Below are 19,863 nucleotides of genomic sequence, written 5' to 3'. Positions count from 1 at the left end.
CCCGGAAAGGGACTTCTGGAGCCATGCGCAGCATCCGAGCCGCGGCCACCGGCGCCGTCGTCATGTCTCTCGCCCTCGCGGCCACCGCATGCGGAGGAGGTACGTCGGGCGGGGACGGGGCCAACGGGTCGTCGAAGACGCTGACTTACTGGGCCTCCAACCAGGGCGCGAGCATCGCCGTGGACAAGAAGGTGCTCCAGCCGGAGCTGGACAAGTTCGAGAAGCAGACCGGCATCAAGGTCAAGGTCGAGGTCGTGCCCTGGTCCGACCTGCTCAACCGCATTCTCACGGCGGCCACTTCGGGCCAGGGCCCCGACGTGCTCAACATCGGCAACACCTGGAGCGCATCCCTCCAGGCCACCGGCGCGCTGCTGCCCTGGGACGCGAAGAACTTCGAGAAGATCGGCGGACGCGACCGGTTCGTGGACTCCGCGCTCGGCTCGACCGGCGCGGCGGGCAAGGACCCGGCGGCCGTACCGCTGTACTCGATGGCGTACGCGCTCTACTACAACAAGCAGATCTTCGCGGACGCGGGCATCTCCCAGCCCCCGGCCACCTGGGACGAGCTGATCGCCGACGGCAAGAAGATCCGGGCCAAGGGCAAGTCCCCGCTGGGCGCCGAGGGCGCGAACGTCTCCGAGAACATCCACCACGTCTTCGTCTTCGCCAAGCAGCACGGCGCCGACTTCTTCGGCACCGACGGCAAGCCCGACTTCACGAACCCGAAGGTGGTCGACGCGGTCAAGCAGTACGTCGACCTGATGGCCAAGGACAAGGTCATCCCGGCGGGCAACGCCGAGTACGCGCAGAACCAGTCGGTCAGCGACTTCGCCAAGGGCAAGCAGGCCATGCTTCTTTGGCAGTCCGCCGCCGCCAACCTCAAGTCGCAGGGCATGAGCGACGACGCCTACGGCATCGCCCCCGTGCCCGTCCAGTCCGGCAAGCCCGGCACCGGCACCCAGGTCAACTCCATGGTCGCGGGCATCAACCTCGCCGTCTTCAAGGACAGCCACAACCTGGACGGCGCCACGCAGTTCGTGAAGTTCATGACCAGCGACAGCGAGCAGAAGATCCTCAACAAGGCGTACAGCTCCATCCCGCCGGTCAAGACCGCCCAGCAGGACCCCGCGTTCAGCGCGCCCGCGACCGCCGTCCTCAAGGACACCCTCGCCACCAGCGCGACCGCGCTGCCCCAGGTCGCCGACGAGTCGCAGTTCGAGACCGCCGTCGGTACGGCCGTCAAGGACCTGTTCGCCGACGCGGCGGCGGGACGCGCCGTGACCACCGCCTCCGTCAAGGCCAAGCTGGAGAAGGCCCAGCAGCAGATGCCGGCGGCCTGACGACCATGACCACCACCGTTCTGAAGGAACCGGTGCGCGGCGACGCGCCCGGTGCCGCGCGGGCCCCGCGCCGCACCGGGCGCGTCCGGCGCGTGACCCTCCCGTACCTGCTCCTGCTGCCCGCGCTCGTCCTCGAACTCCTCGTCCATCTGGTGCCGATGGTCATGGGCGCGCTGATGAGCTTCCGGGAACTCACCCGGTTCCACATCCGCGACTGGTCCACCGCGCCCTGGAGCGGACTGCGCAACTACCGCGTCGCCGTGGACTTCGACGCGCCCGTCGGCAAGGCGCTGCTCCACTCGTTCGCCGTCACCGTCGGCTTCACCCTGCTGTCCGTCGCCCTGTGCTGGCTGATCGGCACGGCCGCCGCCCTCTTCATGCAGGACACCTTCCGGGGCCGCGGCCTGCTGCGCGCCCTGTTCCTGGTGCCGTACGCGCTGCCCGTCTACGCGGCCGTCATCACCTGGGTGTTCATGTTCCAGCACGACAACGGCCTGGTGAACCACGTCCTGCACGACCAGCTCCACCTCACCGACAAGCGCTCCTTCTGGCTGCTCGGCGACAACAGCTTCTACGCCCTGCTCACCGTCTCGGTGTGGAAGGGCTGGCCGTTCGCCTTCCTCATCGTGATGGCCGGGCTGCAGAACATCCCGGGCGAGCTGTACGAGGCCGCGGCGCTCGACGGCGCCGGGATGTGGCGGCAGATCCGCCACATCACGCTGCCCGCGCTGCGGCCCGTCAACCAGGTACTCGTCCTGGTGCTGTTCCTCTGGACGTTCAACGACTTCAACACGCCCTTCGTGCTGTTCGGCCGGGGCGCCCCCGAGGCGGCCGACCTCATCTCGGTGCACATCTACCAAACCACCTTCCTCACCTGGGACTTCGGCACCGGCTCGGCCATGTCCGTCCTGCTGCTGCTCTTCCTGCTGGTCGTGACGGGCGGCTATCTGCTGTTCACCTCGCGCGGACGGAAGGGCGCCGATGTCTGAGCCGCTGACTGTGACCAAGGCGAAGCCGATGCCCAAGTCCCCGCTGTCCCGGCCCCGTTCGTTCCTCTGGGCCCGGCGGATCTTCCTCACCCTGCTCACCGGCTTCGTCCTGCTGCCCGTCTACGTGATGGTCTCCAGCTCGCTGAAGCCGCTCGGCGACGTGACGGGCGAATTCCACTGGCTGCCCAGCGCGTTGACGATCCGGCCGTACATCGACATCTGGTCCACGATCCCGCTCGCCCGCTACTTCGTGAACTCGCTGATCGTGGCGGGCGCCGCCACCGTCTGCTCGGTCGTCATCGCCGTCTTCGCGGCCTACGCCGTCAGCCGCTACGAGTTCCGCGGCAAACGCGTCTTCACGGTGACCGTGCTGTCCACCCAGATGTTCCCCGGCATCCTCTTCCTGCTCCCGCTGTTCCTGCTCTACGTCAACATCGGGAACGCCACCGGCGTCGCCCTGTTCGGCTCGCGCGGCGGACTGATCCTCACCTATCTGACCTTCTCGCTGCCGTTCTCCATCTGGATGCTGATCGGGTACTTCGACTCCGTGCCCCGCGACCTCGACGAGGCCGCGCTGGTGGACGGCTGCGGACCGCTCGGCGCGCTGCTGCGGATCGTCGTACCGGCCGCCGTGCCCGGCATCGTCGCGGTCGCCGTCTACGCCTTCATGACCGCCTGGGGCGAAGTCCTCTTCGCCTCCGTCATGACCAACGACACCACCCGCACGCTCGCCGTCGGCCTCCAGGGCTACTCCACCCTCTACAACGTCTACTGGAACCAGATCATGGCGGCCTCCCTGGTGGTGAGCGTGCCCGTGGTCGCGGGCTTCCTGCTGCTCCAGCGCTACCTCGTCGCCGGACTGACCGCGGGCGCCGTCAAGTGATCAACACCCCTCACCGTGAAGGGACTTCCGTGTCCGAACCCATCGACCTCGCCGCCCTGCCGAACGACTTCCTGTGGGGCACCTCCACGGCGGCGTACCAGATCGAGGGCGCCGTCGCCGAGGACGGCCGCTCACCGTCGATCTGGGACACCTTCTCCCACACACCCGGCAGGACCGCGGGCGGCGACACCGGCGACATCGCCTGCGACCACTACCACCGCTGGCCCGAAGACCTCGCGCTGATGCGCCAACTCGGCGTCAATTCCTACCGGTTGTCCGTCGCCTGGCCGCGAGTCCTGCCCGGCGGCGACGGCCAGGTCAACGCCAAGGGCCTCGCCTTCTACGACCGCCTGGTCGACGCCCTCCTGGAAGCGGGCATCACCCCCTCGGTCACCCTCTACCACTGGGACCTGCCACAGGTCCTCCAGGACCGGGGCGGCTGGCCCGAACGCGACACCGCGCACGCGCTCGCCGAGTACGCCTCCGTCGTCGCCGAACGCCTCGGCGACCGCGTGAAGTTGTGGGCCACCCTCAACGAACCCCTGTGCTCCGCCTGGATCGGCCATCTGGAGGGCACGATGGCCCCCGGCTGGACCGACCTCACCGCCGCCGTCCGCGCCTCCTACCACCTGCTCCTCGGCCACGGCCTCGCCGCCCAGGCCGTACGCGCCGCCGCGCCCGGCGCCGAGGTCGGCATCGTCAACAACCTCTCCACCGTCCACGCCGCCACCGACAGCCCCGAGGACGCCGCCGCCGCCCGCCGCCAGGACGGCCATGTCAACCGCTGGTGGCTCGACCCCGTGCACGGCCGCGGCTTCCCCGCCGACATGCGCGAGCTGTACGGCGTCGAACTCCCCGAGAAGCCCGGCGACTTGGAGACCATCGCCGCGCCCCTCGACTGGATCGGCCTCAACTACTACTTCCCCGCCTACGTCATCGACGACCCCGAGGGCCCCGTCCCGCACGCCCGCGCCGTACGCCGCGAGGGCGTCGCCCGCACCGGCATGGACTGGGAGATCGAACCCGAGGGCATCGAGGCCCTGTTGCTGCGGCTCACCGAGGACTACGGCGCCCGCAGGATCTACGTCACGGAGAACGGCTCGTCCTTCCCCGACACGGTCGGCCCCGACGGCACCGTCCACGACCCCGAGCGCCTGGCCTACCTGGAGTCCCACCTCGCCGCCTGCGCCTCCGCCGCCCGCAAGGGCGCCCCGCTCGCCGGGTACTTCGCCTGGTCCCTCCTCGACAACTTCGAGTGGGCCTACGGCTACGCCAAGCGGTTCGGGCTCATCCACGTGGACTACGAGACACAGCGGCGGACGGTGAAGAGCAGCGGACGGCGGTACGCGGAGATCGTGGACGCGCACCGCAAGCTCGTCGCCGACTGAGACGTGGCGGGGCCGGGTCCGAGGTGCGTCGGACCCGGCCCCGGCCGTCGGGTGGGGGCGAGCGCCGAGCCCGCCACCCGTCAGGTGTGCGCGAGCAAGGACTCCCAGGCCGTCGCCGTGGCCGGGTGGCGGTCGGTCAGCGCCGAGGCCGAGGCCGAGGCCGGGGGAGCCGTACCGTCCGGCTCGGCCCAGCCGTCCTCGCAGCCCAGCAGTCCCGCCACGGCGTCGCAGGTCGCCGGGTGGGCGGCCAGCAGTGCGGCACCCCGAGCGACCGGGGCATCGGGCGCTGCCCAGCCCTCCTCGCAGCCCAGCAGCTCCGCGAGCGCGTCGCAGGTCGCGGGATGCGCCGGGAGCAGCGCCACGCCACGCGGCGCCCGGGGCTCGGGGCGCACCACGGTCGGCGCCTCGGCCAGCCACGGCGGTGTCCACGCGTCCAGCGCCGCCAGCCGGGCCGGGAAGATCCGGGCGGCCTCCCGGATCAGCAGCGGCGCCAGCTCGCCCGCCTGGGAGCGCAGCGTGGTGATCAGCAGCGGCAGCCAGGGCAGCAGCACCGCGTCCGGCAGCCGCCCGAAGGCGTTCGACACCGCCTCCACGACCACGTCCGCGAGGGAGGGAACCGGCTCCAGGGCGTGCACGAACCCGCTCAGATAGCGCGGGTAGGCGGGCACGACCAGCGGGTTGTCCAGCAACTGCGCGCACCGCGCCCGCAGTTCGGCGCGGGACAGCGTGCCGAGCTGTACCTGGGCCGCCCACAGCAGCGCCGTCTTCGCCGGGTCCTCCGGGTGCGACTGGGCCACCGCCAGCTCCAGTTGGGCCCGGTCGCAGCCCAGCGACAGCGCCAGGGTCTCCATGCCGAACAGGAACCCGAGCATCGCCGCGACCTGCCCCACCGTGGCGTCCTCGTCGCGGAACGCCGTCGGCAGCAGCGTGCAGTAGTGCGCGTACCCGGTCTTCGCGAAGGACTCGATCCACGGCGGCAGCACCGGCTCGTGGGTGCGGTAGTACGCCAGCAGCCTCCGTACCCGGCGCAGCACTTCCGGCGCCCCGTCCACCGTGCGCTCGGTGGCCAGCACCTTCAGCGCGTGGGTGCCGAGTTCGTCGGCGAGACGGCCGCCGCCCAGATACAGCGTCGCGTCCTCGACCGCCGCCAGGACGGCCGCGGCCGTCGCCTGCGGGGCGTACGCCTCGCGCCGCAGCCGCTGCTCCAGGACCTGTTCGAGGCTGACACCCTCGTACCCCAGCTCGATCAGGGCGCGTTGGTGGGTGCCGATCGCGAGGTCCCAGGACTCCTGGAGGGAACGCTCGCCGAGCGTGCGCTCACCCATGATCGGGCGGGCCGCGCCCTGTGGCAGCAGGCGGCGCAGCATCCACAGCACGTCCGAGCAGGCGGCCAGCTCGGGCCGCGACACGATGTCGAGCAACGCCCGCTGCACACCCCGCTGCTGGAGCTTGAGCCCGAGCGGCGCCAGCCGGTCGTGCACGTCCCGGGCCAGCGGCGGCAGGGCGTCGTAGCCGACCTGGCCGATGCGGTCGCCGCCCATCATGATCTCGACCAGGCGCCGTACGTCGCGCCGGCCGGGCACCGCGTCCTTCTCGATGCAGGTGACCGCCGCGTCCTGGAAGTCGTACGGCGTCGGCTTGGCGCGGTCACGCATCCCGGCCAGCAGGATCGAGGTCTCGAAGACGGCGATGGCGTCGGCGGTGGAGGCCAGATAGCCGTTGCGCCGAGCCGCGCGGACGATGTCCACCGACCAGCCCAGCAGCTCCGCCTCGTCCAACATGTCCAGCGCGGGCGCCTGTTGGAGGAACCCGGTGAGACGGTCCGGTGCGGGGCCCGGCGCGGGCGCGACGGCCTTCGTCGAAGCCGCCTCCTTCGCCGCGCCCTTCTGCCCCGCCAGCCGGTACGGCCGTATGCGCGAGCGCTTGAGGCCCTTCGTCCACTCCGTCGCCGCGATCGACACCGAACCCGCGGCGAGACCGAACTGCGCCTCGACGGCCGCGTGGCTCGACGGGATCAGGCCGTACTGCCATGGCGTCGCCGTACGCGGGGAGATGGTGAACGTGCCGGTGCCCTCGACGCCGAACTCGGCCACCCGGCTGGCCGCGTGGAACGCCCCGCACACGTACAGGCACTCCGCCGGGTCGGCGCCGGAGGCCGCCAGGTGCTCGCGCATCCGCGTCCACATGTACCGCTCGCGGTCCTCGTCCACCCGCACCCGGCCCTCGTCACCGGGGGCGAGGCGCCGGAAGAGGCTGCCGATGAGGAACATGGCCTGGCGGTAGGTGTCGTGGTCGCTGCCCGCGAGCGGCACCTCGACGTACTGGTGCCACCACTCCGACCAGTGCCGCACCCGGCCGTGCCGCAGCAGATGCTCCTCCAGCTCGGCGAAGCGCGGACGCAGGTCGCCGATCTCCACCCCGACGGCCTCGCCGTGGAGCTGAGCCTCCTCGGGCGCCTCGTCGTCGGCGGCCTCCTGCGGCGTACGGCTCGTGTCCCACTGGTACACGTGGTCGGCCGAGCGGTCCACCAGGACCAGCTCCACCCCCGGAGTGTCCAGGGCGTACGCGATGGCCTGGTACTCGGCGGACGCCTCGGTGATCGGCGCGACCACCGACAGCGGCGCCCACTCGGCCGGGAAGCCGTCGGTCTTGCCCGCGAACGCCTGCACCGCCACCGGCAGACGGCAGTTGCGCAGCTCGGTCAGGAGCGGGGCCATGTCCTCGCACAGCTCCAGGTACACCACCTTGGGCTGCTTCTCGCGCAGCCTGCGGGCCATGGCGAGCGCGGAGGCGGGGGAGTGGTGGCAGACCGGGAAGATCTCCAGCGGCTCGCGCACCGCCCGGTCCACGTCGTCCACCATGCCGAGGAGGATGCCCTCCAGGGCGTCGGGGCCGCCCGCGAACTCGGTCGCCGCTTGCTGGAGTTGGCCGCGCAGCGCGTCGAACGCGCCTTCGGGGGTGCCGCTCGGCACGGCGTGCTCCGCGCTCACGACAGGGTGGCGATCGCGTCGCGGCCACCCTCAAGGAACTCCGGCCAGGAGCCGCCCTCCTCCTTGCTGCGCGGCTCGACCACACCGTGCAGATACTTGTTGAGGATGGCCAGGTCCTCCGGCTCGCGCCGGGTGAGGGAGCCGACCAGCGAGGAGGCGAGCGTACGGGCGGTGAGGGTCCGCTCCCCGAAGAAGTTGCCGTGCAGCACGGCGTCCTCCAGGACACCGATCTGCTCGGCCGTCGAGAGCGCCGACTCCAGCTTCTCGTCGTCGCTGCCCGCCGAGGCGGCCGACGCGCGCAGGTCCGCGAAGCTCTGGAGGAGCACGTCGAGCAGGGTCGGGGGCACGTCCAGGTCGATCGAGTGGCGCCGCAGCAGTTCCTCGGTGCGGAAGCGGACGATCTCCGCCTCGCTCTTCTTGTTCGTCACCACCGGGATCCGTACGAAGTTGAACCGGCGCTTCAGCGCGGACGACAGGTCGTTGACACCCCGGTCGCGGCTGTTGGCCGTGGCGATGATCGAGAAACCGGGCCTGGCGAACACGATGTTGTCGCTGTCCAGCTCGGGCACCGATATGTACTTCTCCGACAGGATCGAGATCAGCGCGTCCTGCACGTCACTGGTGGAGCGGGTCAGCTCCTCGAAGCGGCCGATCGCGCCGCCCTCCATCGCCGTCATGATCGGGGAGGGGATCATCGACTCCCGGGACTGGCCCTTGGCGATCACCATGGAGACGTTCCAGGAGTACTTGATGTGGTCCTCGGTGGTACCGGCCGTACCCTGCACCACCAGCGTGGAGTTGCGGCAGATCGCGGCCGACAGCAGCTCCGCCAGCCAGCTCTTGCCGGTGCCCGGGTCACCGATGAGCAGCAGCCCCCGGTCGGAGGCGAGGGTGACGATGGACCGCTCCACGAAACTGCGGTCGCCGAACCACTTCTGCGAGATCTCCCGGTCCAGGCCGTCGGCCCGCTCGGAACCCAGGATGAACAGCCGGACCATCTTGGGCGACAGCCGCCACGAGAACGGCTTGGGGCCGTCGTCGACGGACTCCAGCCAGTCCAGTTCTTCGGCGTACTTGATCTCGGCGGGGGCGCGCAGCAGGTCGGACATGGTGAAGTGCCTTTCGGTACAGGGAAGATCAGAGGGAAGAGCGTGAGTCGCGGCTCGGGCCCCGTGATCAGGTGAGGAACGTCTTGAGTTCGTGCACGAGCTTCTTGATGTGGCCGGAGATCACCGGCGTGCCCAGGTCCTTGAGCCGCTCCCGGAACCACGGGTTGACGCTGCCGCGCCCGGAGCTGGTCACCGAGCCGACGGGGATGAACTTCACGCCCGAGCGGTGCACGGCGGCGAAACTGTCGTACAGCTCCTGGCCGCGCCACTCGTAGAAGTCGGATATCCAGACCACGACCGTGTTGCGCGGTTCCGCGATCTTCGGCTGGGCGAGCGCCATGGCCACCGTGCCGTCCGTGCCGCCGCCGAGCTTGGTCCGCAGCAGCGTCTCGAACGGGTCGTGCGCCCAGGGCGTGAGGTCCAGCGCCTGGGTGTCGTAGGCGATCAGATGGACGTCGACCTTCGGCAGTCCGGCGAAGATGGACGCCAGGATGGTGCAGTTGACCATCGAGTCGACCATGGAGCCCGACTGGTCCACCACGACGATCAGCCGCTGGGGCGTCGTCTTGCGGCTGGTGTGCCGGTAGTAGAGGCGGTCGACGTAGAGCCGCTCCTCCTCCGGGCTCCAGTTGGTGAGGTTCTTCCAGATGGTGCGGTCGAGATCGAGGTTGCGGAAGACCCGCTTGGGCGGCACCGAGCGGTCGAGCTCCCCGACCGTGGCCTTCTCGACCTGGGTGCGCAGAACCTGTGCGACCTCGTCCACATACCGTTTGATCAGCGACTTCGCGTTCGCCAGGGCCACCCCGGAGAGGTTGTCCTTGTCGCGCAGCAACTGCTCGACCAGCGACATGCTCGGGGTCAGCTTGGCCGCGAGCCGCGGATCGGACAGCACCTCGCGCAGCCGCATCCGCTGGACCAGACCGGCCTCGATGGCGCCGAGTTCGGGGCCGATCTCCGGGACGAGCCGGCTCAGGTCGGGGGTGGGCGCGCCGTAGCCGGTGCCGTTGCCCGCCGCCGTACGGCTCCCGGTCCTGCCGCCGCGCAGCTCGCCCGGCTTGCAGCCCAGCGCCCGCTCCAGCCAGTCGGCGTCGGCCTGCCAGCGGGCCAGCTGTCCGGCGGTGACCTCGCCGGGGCGGGCAGCGAACACGTTCAGCAGCAGCTTGGAGGCGAGCGCGGCGCGGCGTACCTCGGCGGTGCGGTCGCGGGCGCCGTCCGGGTCCGGCGCGGGCGTCATCAGCCCGTCGAGTTCCGCGGCCAGCTCCGGGTGGCGCTGGACGACGGAGTCCACGGAGGCGTCCGGGTCGAGCAGCGCGGGCGGCAGGCCGATGTCCTCGACCACGGCGAGGGACGCGGACTCGAGACCGGCCTGCTCCTCGGGGTCGAAGAGGCGGGCCAGCAGGCGCCAGTAGAGGACCTGGCGGCGGTTCTCCTGGGGGTCGGGGGCGGTGGCGGGGCCCGTGCTGACGGGGGCGCCCTGGCCGGTGCCGGAGGTGATGTCCCGGGCGGTCTCCTCGGTCATTTCCGCAGCAGCCTTCCCGCCCGCTCGCGCAGCACGGTCACCGCGTCGGTGGCCGCCTTCTCCGCGCGCACCCCGGCCTTGTCGGTGGTGCCCCCGGCCCACGCGCCCGCGTGCACGGCGACCGCCTTCTTCCGCACCGTCCGCTCCACCGCGAGCGGCTGGAGCAGGAACTCCCCGGCGTCCCAGCGCAGCAGCCCCAGACACGCGGACGACGCGGCGACGGCCTCCGGGGTGAGTGGCCCGGCGGCCGGGACGCGGTCGGCGTCGACCCGCAACCGGCATCCGGCGACATCGAGGACGAGGCCGTCGGACTCGTCCACCGCGTACCCCTCCACCAGGACCGGCACCGCGATCCGCGCCGGATGCCGGTCGAGCGGGGCGGCCGGAAAGGCGGAGGCGGTGGGCAGCGCCACCCGGGCCGTGGTGAACGGCTCGGCGGGCTCACCGGCGCGCGCCCGCGCGTCGTCCCACAGCAGGTCGCCCTCCGCGGTGACCGGCATGGCGTCGAGGTCCATCGCCCGGCCCTCGCCCAGGGCGGCGAGCAGCGACATGTGCGGGCGCAGCAACTGCCACAGACCGGCGCCGACGACCGAATCGGGCTTCGGCGCGGACACCGAGGCCCGCACCAGCCGGGCGCCGCCGCCGTCGGCGGGCTCGAACACCGCGTGCACCTGCGCCTGTACGGCGGTGGCGTGCTCCTGCACATCCACGCCGAGCGGCAGCAGGCGGCCTGTCACCTCGGTCACCGCAGGGGTGCCGAGCGCGCCCGGCACGGTCAGCAGCAGCGCCCGCGACCACAGGTCGGCCCAGCGTCGCTCCGGCACCCGCTCCAGGGTCGCGCCGGGGCACGAGGCGGCGAGTTCGGCGGCGAAACCGTCGAGCAGCGCGGCGAGTCGGCGCAGCGCCGGGTCGGGCAGCATCGCGAACACCACGGGGGCGGCCCCGCCGACGAGTTCGTGGTCGATGCCCTGCCACCCGGCCCGCGCCAGGTCGCACAGCCAACTGCGGGCGGCGAACAGGAGGTTGACGGGCTGCTGCGCGGCGCCGGTCGTAGCGCGGTCGTCGTCGTACGCGCGCCTCACCGCCTCCCGCACCCGCTCGGTCAGCGCGTCGTGCGCCGAGCCGAGCAGGGCGGTACGGGCGGCGGCGAGGGCGACGAAGTGGTCCTCGCCCGCGGCCCCGGCCGCCGCCTTCTCCGCCGCCTCCGCGACCCGCGCGGCCAGCGGCGATCCGGCGACGGCGGCGGCGAGCCCGGTCAGCCCGTCGGCCTGCCCGGGCCCCGGGCGCAGCAGCCCGCCGACGAGGGCCTGGTCGAAACCGTCCACGGCGGCGAGGGCTTCCGCCAGCCCCTCGACGGGATCGGTGAGCAGATCGACGCGCATCAGGCCACCGCCTTCGTGGTCGGGAACCACTGCATCTCCGGCAACGGCACGGTGGTGGCGGGCAGTTCGAGATAGGCGAGGTGACGCAGGAAGCGGCTGAAGACCTGGGCCGCGGCCGAACTCCCGTCCTGCGCCGGGCGCGTGCCCGTCATGGCGGCGGTGAGGACGCCCGCGTCGGTGTCCTGGGCCTCGATCTTCAGATACCGGGCCACCCGCTCGCCGCCGTACTGCAGCACGGCCTCGCCGATCAGCGCCCGTATGTGGTTGCAGAACATGCCGCGCGCCCCGCCGCAGGGGCGGTTGTTGTTGGTGCTGCACGCGAACGCGTAGGTCCCCGCCGCCACCGAGGAGACGTAGACCCGCTCGATGTCCGACCCACTGGACACCACCCCCTGCAAGCGCCCGTCGGCCAGCTCGACGAACGGCACCTTGGCCAGCTTCCGCGGCCGTGCCGACGGCACCACCCGTGCCGCGCTCGACCTCTCCCAGACGGACAACACACCACTCCCATGCATGCGAAAAGGGACGCTCACGCCAGAGCGGCGGAACGTGAGACGAATCTAAGGGGAGCCACTGACAACGGCGCCGACCTGCGGATATGACGGAACGTCAGTGATCGTCACGCGCACGGTCGCGGAAGCCCGGCCTCGCCGGACCGTTCGTCGGCGGCTACGACTACGCTGGCGCCGCCGACCTGCGCGTGAGTGCCGTCCGTCGACGGTGCGCACGCCCCGGCCGGATGCTCGGTTAGCCGTGTTCTCGCGTATGGAGGAGTGTCCCGTGACCGCCGGCGTACCCGTCCCTCGTATCGACACCAGCAAACCCCACCCCGCGCGCGTCTACGACTGGCTGCTGGGCGGGAAGGACAACTACCCCGTGGACCAGCAGGTCGGTGAGACGCTGCCGGAGGAATCGCGGCGCAGCGCGGCCCGCAACCGGGAGTTCATGCACCGCGCCGCCGCGTGGCTGGCCCGCAACGGCGTCGACCAGTTCCTCGACATCGGCACCGGCATTCCGACGGAGCCCAATCTGCACCAGATAGCGCAGGCGATCACGCCGAGCGCCCAGGTCGTCTACGTCGACAACGACCCGATCGTGCTGCGGCACGCCGAGGCGCTGCTGATCAGCACGCCGGAGGGCGCGACCGACTACATCCACGCCGATGTGCGCAAGCCCGGGGAGATCCTGGAACACGCGCGCCAGCGGCTGGACTTCAGCCGTCCGATAGCGCTCTCCCTGATCGCCCTCATGCACTTCCTGCCCGACTCCGAGGACCCCTACGGCCTCACCCGCACCCTGGTCGACGCCCTCCCCTCGGGCAGCTACCTCGTCCTCTCCCACGGCACCGCCGACCAGCACCCCGAGCTGAAGGACCGGGTCGAGGACACGTACAAGAAGGGCGCGATCCCGCTGCGCATGCGCACCCGCGCCGAGGTCGAGCCGTTCTTCGCGGGCCTCGAACTCGTCGACCCCGGGCTGGTGTTCGCCACGGAGTGGTACCAGGAGGACCCGGCTCCCGAGCAGGAGCGGTGCGGGTTCTACGTGGGGGTGGCGCGAGTGCCGTAAGCGGCACAGACGCCCCCGGCGTACCCGAGCGCGGTCGCACGCATGTCACGCGTGCGGCCGCGTCCGCTCTCAGCCCGCGACCAGCTCCGGGGTCTTCGGCGCCTTCGCGGGAGCGGCCGGGATCTCCTCCACCGGCACCACCACCTGCCGCGCGTTGCGCCACAGCCACGCCACGTCCCGTCCGAACGACCACACCAGCGACCCCAGCGCCAGCAGGACCACCGCGAGTTCCGCCGCGTACGGCAGCAGGCCCGCGCCCGCCACCAGGAGGCAGATGCCCTGGAGGGCGGCGACCGTCTTGCGGGCGAAGGACGGGGGGAGGGGGGCGTTGAGCCAGGGGGCGAAGCGGGCGGCGGCGACGAAGGCGTAGCGCATGGCGCCGATCAGCAGGACCCAGGGGCCGAGCCGCGTCGCGACGTACACGCTCAGGACCAGGATGAGGAACGCGTCCACCTCCATGTCGAAGCGGGCGCCCAGCGCGCTGGAGGTGCCCGTGCGGCGGGCGACCTTGCCGTCGACGCCGTCGAGCAGGAGCGCGACCGCCGTCAGACCGACCAGCAGGGTGACCGGGGGCGCGCTCTCGAAGGAGTCGGCGACCAGGGCCGTCACCCCGCCGACCAGGGTGGCCCGGCCGAGGGTGACCCGGTTGGCCGGTCCGAAGGAGCGCAGCGCGGAGCGGTGCAGGGCGCGGGAGAGGACCGCCCAGGTGGCGAACGCGAAGGCGAGCCCCGTCAGCCAGCCGGCCACCCCCATGCCGATGGCCGTGCCGAGCAGGGCCAGCAGCAGAAGCTGTACGCCCGCTCCCACGGCCGTCTCCTGCTGGAGCCTCGCGTCATACGTGTTGTTCAGGGCCACCGCACATCCTCCGGCCGAGTGACAGAGTCGATCATCGCCGCGTACTGTGCGCGGCCTGTGCCCTTCTCGGTACGTGAGCAAGTTCCCGATCGTTCAGGAGGATGCCGATGAACCCCGCCGCCCGCGCGTTCTGGCTCAGTTCACCCGGCCACGGCGAGCTGCGTGACGTCACCCTCCCGGAGCCCGCCGAGGGTGAGGTGCTGGTGCGCTCCCTGTACTCCGGCGTCAGCCGGGGCACCGAGACCCTGGTCTTCCGGGGCGGCGTGCCGGAGAGCCAACACGACGCGATGCGGGCGCCGTTCCAGGAGGGCGGCTTCCCGGCCCCGGTGAAGTACGGCTACCTGAACGTCGGCGTCGTCGAGCGGGGCCCCGCTGAGCTGATCGGCCGCACCGTCTTCTGTCTGTATCCGCACCAGACCCGTTACGTCGTTCCGGTGAGCGCCGTCACCGTCGTGCCCGAGCGGGTGCCCGCCGCGCGCGCCGTGCTCGCCGGGACCGTGGAGACCGCCGTCAACGCGCTGTGGGACGCCGCGCCCCTCGTCGGCGACCGGATCGCGGTGGTCGGCGGCGGCATGGTCGGCAGCTCGGTCGCCGCGCTGCTCGCCCGCTTCCCCGGCGTACGGCTCCAGCTCGTGGACGCCGACCCGGCCCGCGCCGAGACCGCCGACGCGCTCGGCGTCGACTTCGCCACGCCCGAGGAGGCCCTGGACGGCTGTGACCTGGTCGTCCACGCCAGCGCCACCGAGCAGGGCCTCACCCGCGCCCTCGAACTCCTCGCCCCCGAGGGCACGGTGATCGAGCTGAGCTGGTACGGCGACCGGCGCGTCACCCTGCCGCTGGGCGAGTCCTTCCACTCCCGCCGCCTCACCGTGCGCGCCAGCCAGGTCGGCACCGTCTCCCCGGCCGCCCGCGCGGGGCGGGGCTACGCCGAACGGATGGCGCTCGCCCTGGACCTCCTGGCGGACCCCGCGCTCGACGCGCTCGTCACCGGTGAGAGTGACTTCGAGGAACTGCCCGAGGTCATGCCCCGCCTGGCCTCCGGCGAGCTGCCCGCCCTGTGCCACCGCATCCGGTACGACGCGGCCGTTTGAGCGGGAAAACGAGCGCCACGCCCGTCCGGCGTGTGAAAAGGAATCAGCGTCGGCGACCGCCTGACCTGAGAAAAGAGTGAGAGAGGGCTGAACGCGAGGAAGCGAGCAGCCGTACTAGTCGTCAACCCCCGACGGGAACCGCGGGGGGCACCAGACGCGCCGCACCTGGAGGGTCGTCCGTTGTTCAGCATCACCGTCCGCGATCACCTGATGATCGCCCACAGCTTCCGCGGCGAGGTCTTCGGTCCCGCGCAGCGCCTGCACGGGGCCACGTTCCTCGTGGACGCCACCTTCCGGCGCGAACAGCTGGACGAGGACAACATCGTCGTCGACATCGGCCTGGCCACCAAGGAACTGGGCACCGTGGTCGGCGAGCTGAACTACCGCAACCTCGACGACGAACCCGAGTTCGCGGGGGTCAACACCTCCACCGAGTTCCTGGCCAAGGTCGTCGCCGACCGCCTCGCCGAGCGCATCCACCAGGGCGCCCTCGGCGAAGGAGCGCGGGGTCTTTCGAACCTGACCGTCACCCTGCACGAGTCGCACATCGCCTGGGCGAGTTACGAGCGTGACCTGTGAACGATCTGACCGTGGACCGCACGAAGACCGCCGACCGCGCGAAGGTCGCCCCCGAGCGCGCGAAGGCCCCCGCCGACCGCGCGAAGAGCACCGACCGCGCGAAGACCGGCTCCCTCGCCTACGTCCCCCCGCAGCCCACCGCCCCCCAGACCGTCGGGATCCTCCCCATGTCCCTGCGCACCGTGCACTTCGTCATGCCGGGCGGCGTCGACGACCTCGCCGCCCCCAGCGGTGGCAACGCCTACGACCGCCGCGTCTGCCTGGACCTGCCCGGCTTCGGGTGGCAGGCCGTCCGTCACGCCGCGCCCGGCGCCTGGCCCGACCCGGACAGCGCCGCCCGCGAAGGGCTCGCCCGCACCCTGCGCGAGCTGCCCGACGGCACCGTGGTCCTGCTGGACGGCCTGGTCGCCTGCGGGGTGCCCGAGGTCGTCGTCCCCGAGGCCGAACGGCTGCGCCTGGCCGTCCTCGTGCACCTCCCGCTCGGCGACGAGACCGGCCTGGACCCGGCCGTCGCCGCCGACCTGGACGCCCGCGAGCGGACCGTGCTGCGCGCGGTGCCCGCCGTCATCGCCACCAGCGACTGGGCCGTACGCCGCCTGGTCTCCCACCACGGCCTCGCCCCCGACCGCGTCCACCTGGCCGCCCCCGGCGCCGACATCGCGCCGCTCGCGCCCGGCACCGACGGCGTCTCGCACCTGGTGTGCGTCGCCGCCGTCACCCCGCGCAAGGGCCAGCACCGCCTGGTCGAAGCCCTCGCCGCCGTACGCGACCTGCCCTGGACCTGCTCGCTGGTCGGCGGCCTCGGCCACGACCCCGAGTACGTCGACGGGCTGCGCGCCCAGATCGAGGGGTACGGCCTCGCCGACCGGCTGCACCTGACCGGGCCGCGCTCCGGCGCCGATCTCGACGCCAGCTACGCCGCCGCGGACCTGATGGTCCTCACCTCGTACGCCGAGACCTACGGCATGGCCGTCACCGAGGCGCTGGCCCGGGGCATCCCGGTCCTCGCCACCGATGTCGGCGGACTGCCCGAGGCCGTCGGCCGCGCCCCCGACGGCGGCGTGCCCGGCATCCTCGTCCCGCCGGAGGACCCCGGCGCCATCGCCGCCGAACTGCGCGGCTGGTTCAACGAGGCCGACGTGCGCCGCCGCCTCAAGGCCGCCGCCCGGGGCCGCCGCTCCGCCCTCGCGGGCTGGGCCGCGACCGCCCGCAGCCTGGCCGGGGTCCTCGGCCGGCTCCCCGACGCGCCGCGGCGGGCCGCATGAGCGAGACGACCACGGTCACCGGGCCCGAACCCGGCCACGCCACGGCACCCGAGGAGCACCCGGTGAACACCGACGACGTCATCGCGGGCGCCGGACCCGTGACCCGCCCCGGCGAACGCGCGACCGTACGGCTGCGCGACGGCGACGCCGAGGAGGCGCCCCGCTACGCGCCCGAGTGGCTGCGGCTGCGCGAGGCCGCCGACGCGGATGCCCGCGCCGAGGTCCTCCTTGAGCCGCTGACCACCCGGGTGGCCGAACGGCCCGGCACGGACGGCGGACTCGTCGTGCACGACCTCGGCTGCGGCACCGGCTCCATGGGCCGCTGGCTGGCCGCCCGCCTGGACGGCGCCCAGCACTGGGTCCTGCACGACCTCGACCCCTACCTGCTGCACTTCGCCGCCGTCGCCTCCCCGCGCGCCGCCGCGGACGGCGCCCAGGTCACCGTCGAGACCCGGCGCGGCGATGTCGCCCGGCTCACCCCGGACGCGCTGACCGGCGCCGACCTGGTGACCGCCTCCGCGCTGCTCGACGTGCTCACCCGCGAGGAGGTCGAGACCCTGGCCGCCGCCTGCGCCGGGGCGGGCTGCCCGGCGCTGCTCACCCTGTCCGTCGCCGGACGGGTCGAACTGGAGCCGTCCGACCCGCTGGACGCGCAGCTCGCCGAGGCGTTCAACGACCACCAGCGCCGCACCGGGATGCTCGGCCCCGACGCGGTCACCGTGGCCTGCCAGGCGTTCGCTGAGCACGGGGCGACCGTACGGGTGCATCCGAGCCCGTGGCGGCTCGGCCCCGAGCACGCCGCGCTGACCGCGCAGTGGCTGCGCGGCTGGGTGGGCGCTGCGGTCGAGCAGCGGCCCGAGCTGCGCGAGCGGGCCGCCGCCTACCTCGCCGAGCGGCTGGCCGCCCTGGAGGCGGGCGAACTGCGCGTCGTCGTGCACCACAGCGATCTGCTCGCGCTGCCCCGAGCGGCGGGAGGCGTGGGATGAACACGCCGACGGGGGACGTCGCCACGGAGGTCCGCGTGCCGCAGACACGTCCGGCTCCGGCGGCCGAGACCGTGCCGGTGAAGGGGGCGCCTGCCCGGGGACGCTTCACCTCCCGTGCGCTGCGCACCCACTTCGGCACGGTCGCCGGGGTCGCGATCCTCGGCGGACTGCTGTGGCGGCTCGGCACCGGCCCCCTGCTGGACGGCCTGCGGCGGATCGACACGCCAACCGTGCTGATCGCTCTCGCTGTTGGTGTCCTCACCACCGTGTTCAGCGCCTGGCGCTGGCAGTTGACGGCACGCGGGCTCGGCATCCGGCTGCCGCTGGGTGCCGCCGTGGCCGACTACTACCGCGCTCTGTTCCTCAACGCGGCACTTCCCGGCGGGGTGTTGGGCGATGTGCACCGCGCGGTACGGCACGGGCAGAGCGCGGGGGACGTACGGCGCGGGGTCAAGGCCGTCGTGCTGGAGCGCGTCGCCGGGCAGATCGCGCTCGCCGTGGCCGGTACCGCGCTGCTGCTGACGCTGCCCTCGCCGGTACGGGACGACGTGCGCACCGTCGCCGCGCCCGTGGCCCTCGCGGTGGCGGGCGCCTGCGCGGTCGCGGTCGCCGTACGGCTGAACCGGGGCTCCGCGCGGGCCAGGCGTGCGGGCGTCCTCGCGGATGCGCGCCGGGGGCTGCTGTCCCGCGAGAGCGGGCCCGGGGTCGCGCTGTCCTCGGCGGTCGTCCTCGCCGGTCACCTCGGGATGTTCGTGGTCGCCGCCCGGGTCGCCGGGAGCGGGGCCTCCGTCGCGGTGCTGCTGCCGCTCGCGGTGCTCGCGCTGGTCGCGATGGGCCTGCCGCTGAACGTCGGCGGCTTCGGCCCCCGTGAGGGCGTCACCGCCTGGGCGTTCGCGGCGGCCGGGCTCGGCGCGAGCAGCGGGGTCGCGGTCGCGGTCGTCTACGGCGTGCTCAGCTTCGTGGCGAGCCTGCCCGGCGCCGTCGTCCTCGTCGCCCGCTGGTACGCCGGGCTGCGGGGCTACTCCCGTACGGCGCCCGGGAGTTCACCGGCGGACGGCGTCTCCCCTGTGGGCGGGACCTCGCCGGAGACCGCCGCGCCGGAAGCCGCGAGTTCTCCGGAGACCGGGAGCTTTTCCGAGGTCACCAGCTCGAAGTACGGCGCGAAATCCGCCACCAGGCTCGCCAGCAGGCTCTTGCCCTTTTCCGCCGTGGCCAGGGACGGGCGTCCGATGACGCCCGATTCGGTATAGGCGGACATTCCCGTGGTGAGCAGATGACGACGGTCGTCGGCGGTGAAATCGGCGGTCTCATGACCAGGGCGGAGGAATTCGGGATGAGCGTGCAGAAGAATGGACGTCTCGATTTCCCCGGCGTGCATGTCGGTGAGCAGCGAGGTCACCACGCCCGCGCGCTCCCGGGCCGCCTCCCAGTCCTCCGCGGCCGGGAAGAGCGCCATGCGCTCACCGCGCGCGGATGCCTCCTGCACGACGTTGCCCAGGACGTAGTTCCCGCCGTGGCCGTTGACCACCACCAGGGCCTCGACACCCGAACGGCGCAACGAATCCGCCATGTCCCGCACGATGGCGTGGAGGGTGGTGGAGGAGATACTGACGGTTCCCGGCCAGGCCGCGTGCTCGTGGGAGCACGAGACCGTCACCGGGGGAAGGAGGTGCACCGGGTACGCGGCGGCTATCTCCCGCGCCACGGCGCAGGCGACGAGCGTGTCGGTCGCCAGTGGGAGGTACGTGCCGTGCTGTTCGAAGCTGCCCACGGGAAGGACGGCGACCTGTGTTGAGACACCCGCCCCCCGCTTCCGTACGTCCTCCGTGGTGTCCGTCGGCAGCACTCCGTGTGCCGCCGCCGCACGCGCGCCCGAACCACTCATCTTTTTCACGGCCTTTCGTCTCTGCTTAGGAATCAG

The 19,863-nt window shown here is 72.4% G+C and carries 16 protein-coding genes and 1 pseudogene; 10 read left to right on the top strand and 7 right to left on the bottom strand.

Going from position 1 to position 19,863, the window contains the following annotated elements; genetic code table 11:
- Positions 1–23: 23 nt before the first annotated feature.
- From B079_RS0116430 to B079_RS0116415, 4 genes are read left to right on the top strand one after another with little or no spacing between them, the layout of a single operon-like run.
- Positions 24–1,340, top strand: coding sequence for an ABC transporter substrate-binding protein (locus B079_RS0116430; protein WP_018546927.1), 1,317 nt, complete (start codon positions 24–26; stop codon positions 1,338–1,340).
- A 5-nt stretch (positions 1,341–1,345) separates the two neighbouring features.
- On the top strand, positions 1,346–2,329 hold the full coding sequence (locus tag B079_RS0116425) for a carbohydrate ABC transporter permease (RefSeq protein WP_018546926.1): 984 nt from the start codon (positions 1,346–1,348) through the stop codon (positions 2,327–2,329).
- Between the two features lie 43 nt (positions 2,330–2,372).
- The gene (locus tag B079_RS0116420; protein WP_026248760.1) at positions 2,373–3,212 is read left to right on the top strand and encodes a carbohydrate ABC transporter permease; all 840 of its coding nucleotides are present in this window, start codon (positions 2,373–2,375) and stop codon (positions 3,210–3,212) included.
- A 29-nt stretch (positions 3,213–3,241) separates the two neighbouring features.
- A complete protein-coding gene (locus tag B079_RS0116415) occupies positions 3,242–4,600 on the top strand; it encodes a GH1 family beta-glucosidase (protein ID WP_018546924.1) in 1,359 nt (452 codons plus the stop codon).
- 80 nt (positions 4,601–4,680) lie between these two features.
- Here the strand turns inward: B079_RS0116415 and B079_RS0116410 are convergent, their stop codons facing one another.
- The 5 genes from B079_RS0116410 to B079_RS0116390 form a co-directional block, all read right to left on the bottom strand.
- Positions 4,681–7,590 carry a DUF5682 family protein gene (locus B079_RS0116410; RefSeq protein ID WP_018546923.1) on the bottom strand — a complete coding sequence of 970 codons (2,910 nt, stop codon included), beginning with the start codon at positions 7,588–7,590 and terminating at the stop codon, positions 4,681–4,683.
- A complete protein-coding gene (locus tag B079_RS0116405; protein ID WP_018546922.1) occupies positions 7,587–8,699 on the bottom strand; it encodes an ATP-binding protein in 1,113 nt (370 codons plus the stop codon). The genes B079_RS0116410 and B079_RS0116405 overlap by 4 nt, the downstream gene beginning before the upstream one ends.
- Positions 8,700–8,766: 67 nt before the next feature.
- Positions 8,767–10,218, bottom strand: a complete 1,452-nt coding sequence (locus B079_RS0116400) for a VWA domain-containing protein (protein WP_018546921.1) — start codon at positions 10,216–10,218, stop codon at positions 8,767–8,769.
- Complete coding sequence (locus B079_RS0116395; protein ID WP_037801632.1) at positions 10,215–11,600, bottom strand: hypothetical protein; 1,386 nt, start codon at positions 11,598–11,600, stop codon at positions 10,215–10,217. The genes B079_RS0116400 and B079_RS0116395 overlap by 4 nt, the downstream gene beginning before the upstream one ends.
- A complete protein-coding gene (locus B079_RS0116390) occupies positions 11,600–12,115 on the bottom strand; it encodes a hypothetical protein (protein ID WP_078495968.1) in 516 nt (171 codons plus the stop codon). Before B079_RS0116390 ends, B079_RS0116395 begins: the two co-directional genes overlap by 1 nt.
- 265 nt (positions 12,116–12,380) lie before the next feature.
- On the opposite strand from B079_RS0116390, the gene B079_RS0116385 reads away from it, so the two are divergent.
- Positions 12,381–13,166, top strand: a complete 786-nt coding sequence (locus B079_RS0116385; RefSeq protein ID WP_018546918.1) for an SAM-dependent methyltransferase — start codon at positions 12,381–12,383, stop codon at positions 13,164–13,166.
- Between the two features lie 69 nt (positions 13,167–13,235).
- Here the strand turns inward: B079_RS0116385 and B079_RS0116380 are convergent, their stop codons facing one another.
- A complete protein-coding gene (locus tag B079_RS0116380; protein WP_018546917.1) occupies positions 13,236–14,021 on the bottom strand; it encodes a CDP-alcohol phosphatidyltransferase family protein in 786 nt (261 codons plus the stop codon).
- A 107-nt stretch (positions 14,022–14,128) separates the two neighbouring features.
- Between B079_RS0116380 and B079_RS0116375 the strand changes: the two genes are divergently transcribed.
- The 5 genes and pseudogenes from B079_RS0116375 to B079_RS35900 all read left to right on the top strand — a co-directional run.
- Positions 14,129–15,112 (top strand): zinc-dependent alcohol dehydrogenase, encoded by a 984-nt coding sequence (locus tag B079_RS0116375; protein WP_018546916.1) that lies wholly within the window; start codon positions 14,129–14,131, stop codon positions 15,110–15,112.
- Between the two features lie 180 nt (positions 15,113–15,292).
- A complete protein-coding gene (locus tag B079_RS0116370) occupies positions 15,293–15,691 on the top strand; it encodes a 6-pyruvoyl trahydropterin synthase family protein (RefSeq protein WP_018546915.1) in 399 nt (132 codons plus the stop codon).
- An 11-nt stretch (positions 15,692–15,702) separates the two neighbouring features.
- The gene (locus B079_RS0116365; protein WP_234016805.1) at positions 15,703–16,956 is read left to right on the top strand and encodes a glycosyltransferase family 4 protein; all 1,254 of its coding nucleotides are present in this window, start codon (positions 15,703–15,705) and stop codon (positions 16,954–16,956) included.
- Entirely contained in the window at positions 16,953–17,942 is a 990-nt protein-coding gene (locus B079_RS0116360) for a methyltransferase domain-containing protein (RefSeq protein WP_018546913.1), read from the top strand. The genes B079_RS0116365 and B079_RS0116360 overlap by 4 nt, the downstream gene beginning before the upstream one ends.
- Positions 17,939–18,859, top strand: a pseudogene (locus B079_RS35900) (lysylphosphatidylglycerol synthase transmembrane domain-containing protein); the annotation flags it as partial. The gene B079_RS0116360 and the pseudogene B079_RS35900, both read left to right, overlap by 4 nt.
- A gap of 101 nt (positions 18,860–18,960) precedes the next feature.
- Here the strand turns inward: B079_RS35900 and B079_RS33965 are convergent.
- Positions 18,961–19,827 carry a creatininase family protein gene (locus tag B079_RS33965; protein WP_078495967.1) on the bottom strand — a complete coding sequence of 289 codons (867 nt, stop codon included), beginning with the start codon at positions 19,825–19,827 and terminating at the stop codon, positions 18,961–18,963.
- Between the last annotated feature and the right edge of the window lie 36 nt (positions 19,828–19,863).

The organism is Streptomyces sp. LaPpAH-108 (genome assembly GCF_000373625.1).
Classification (GTDB): domain Bacteria; phylum Actinomycetota; class Actinomycetes; order Streptomycetales; family Streptomycetaceae; genus Streptomyces.
This window is presented reverse-complemented; position numbering and strand designations above follow the sequence as displayed.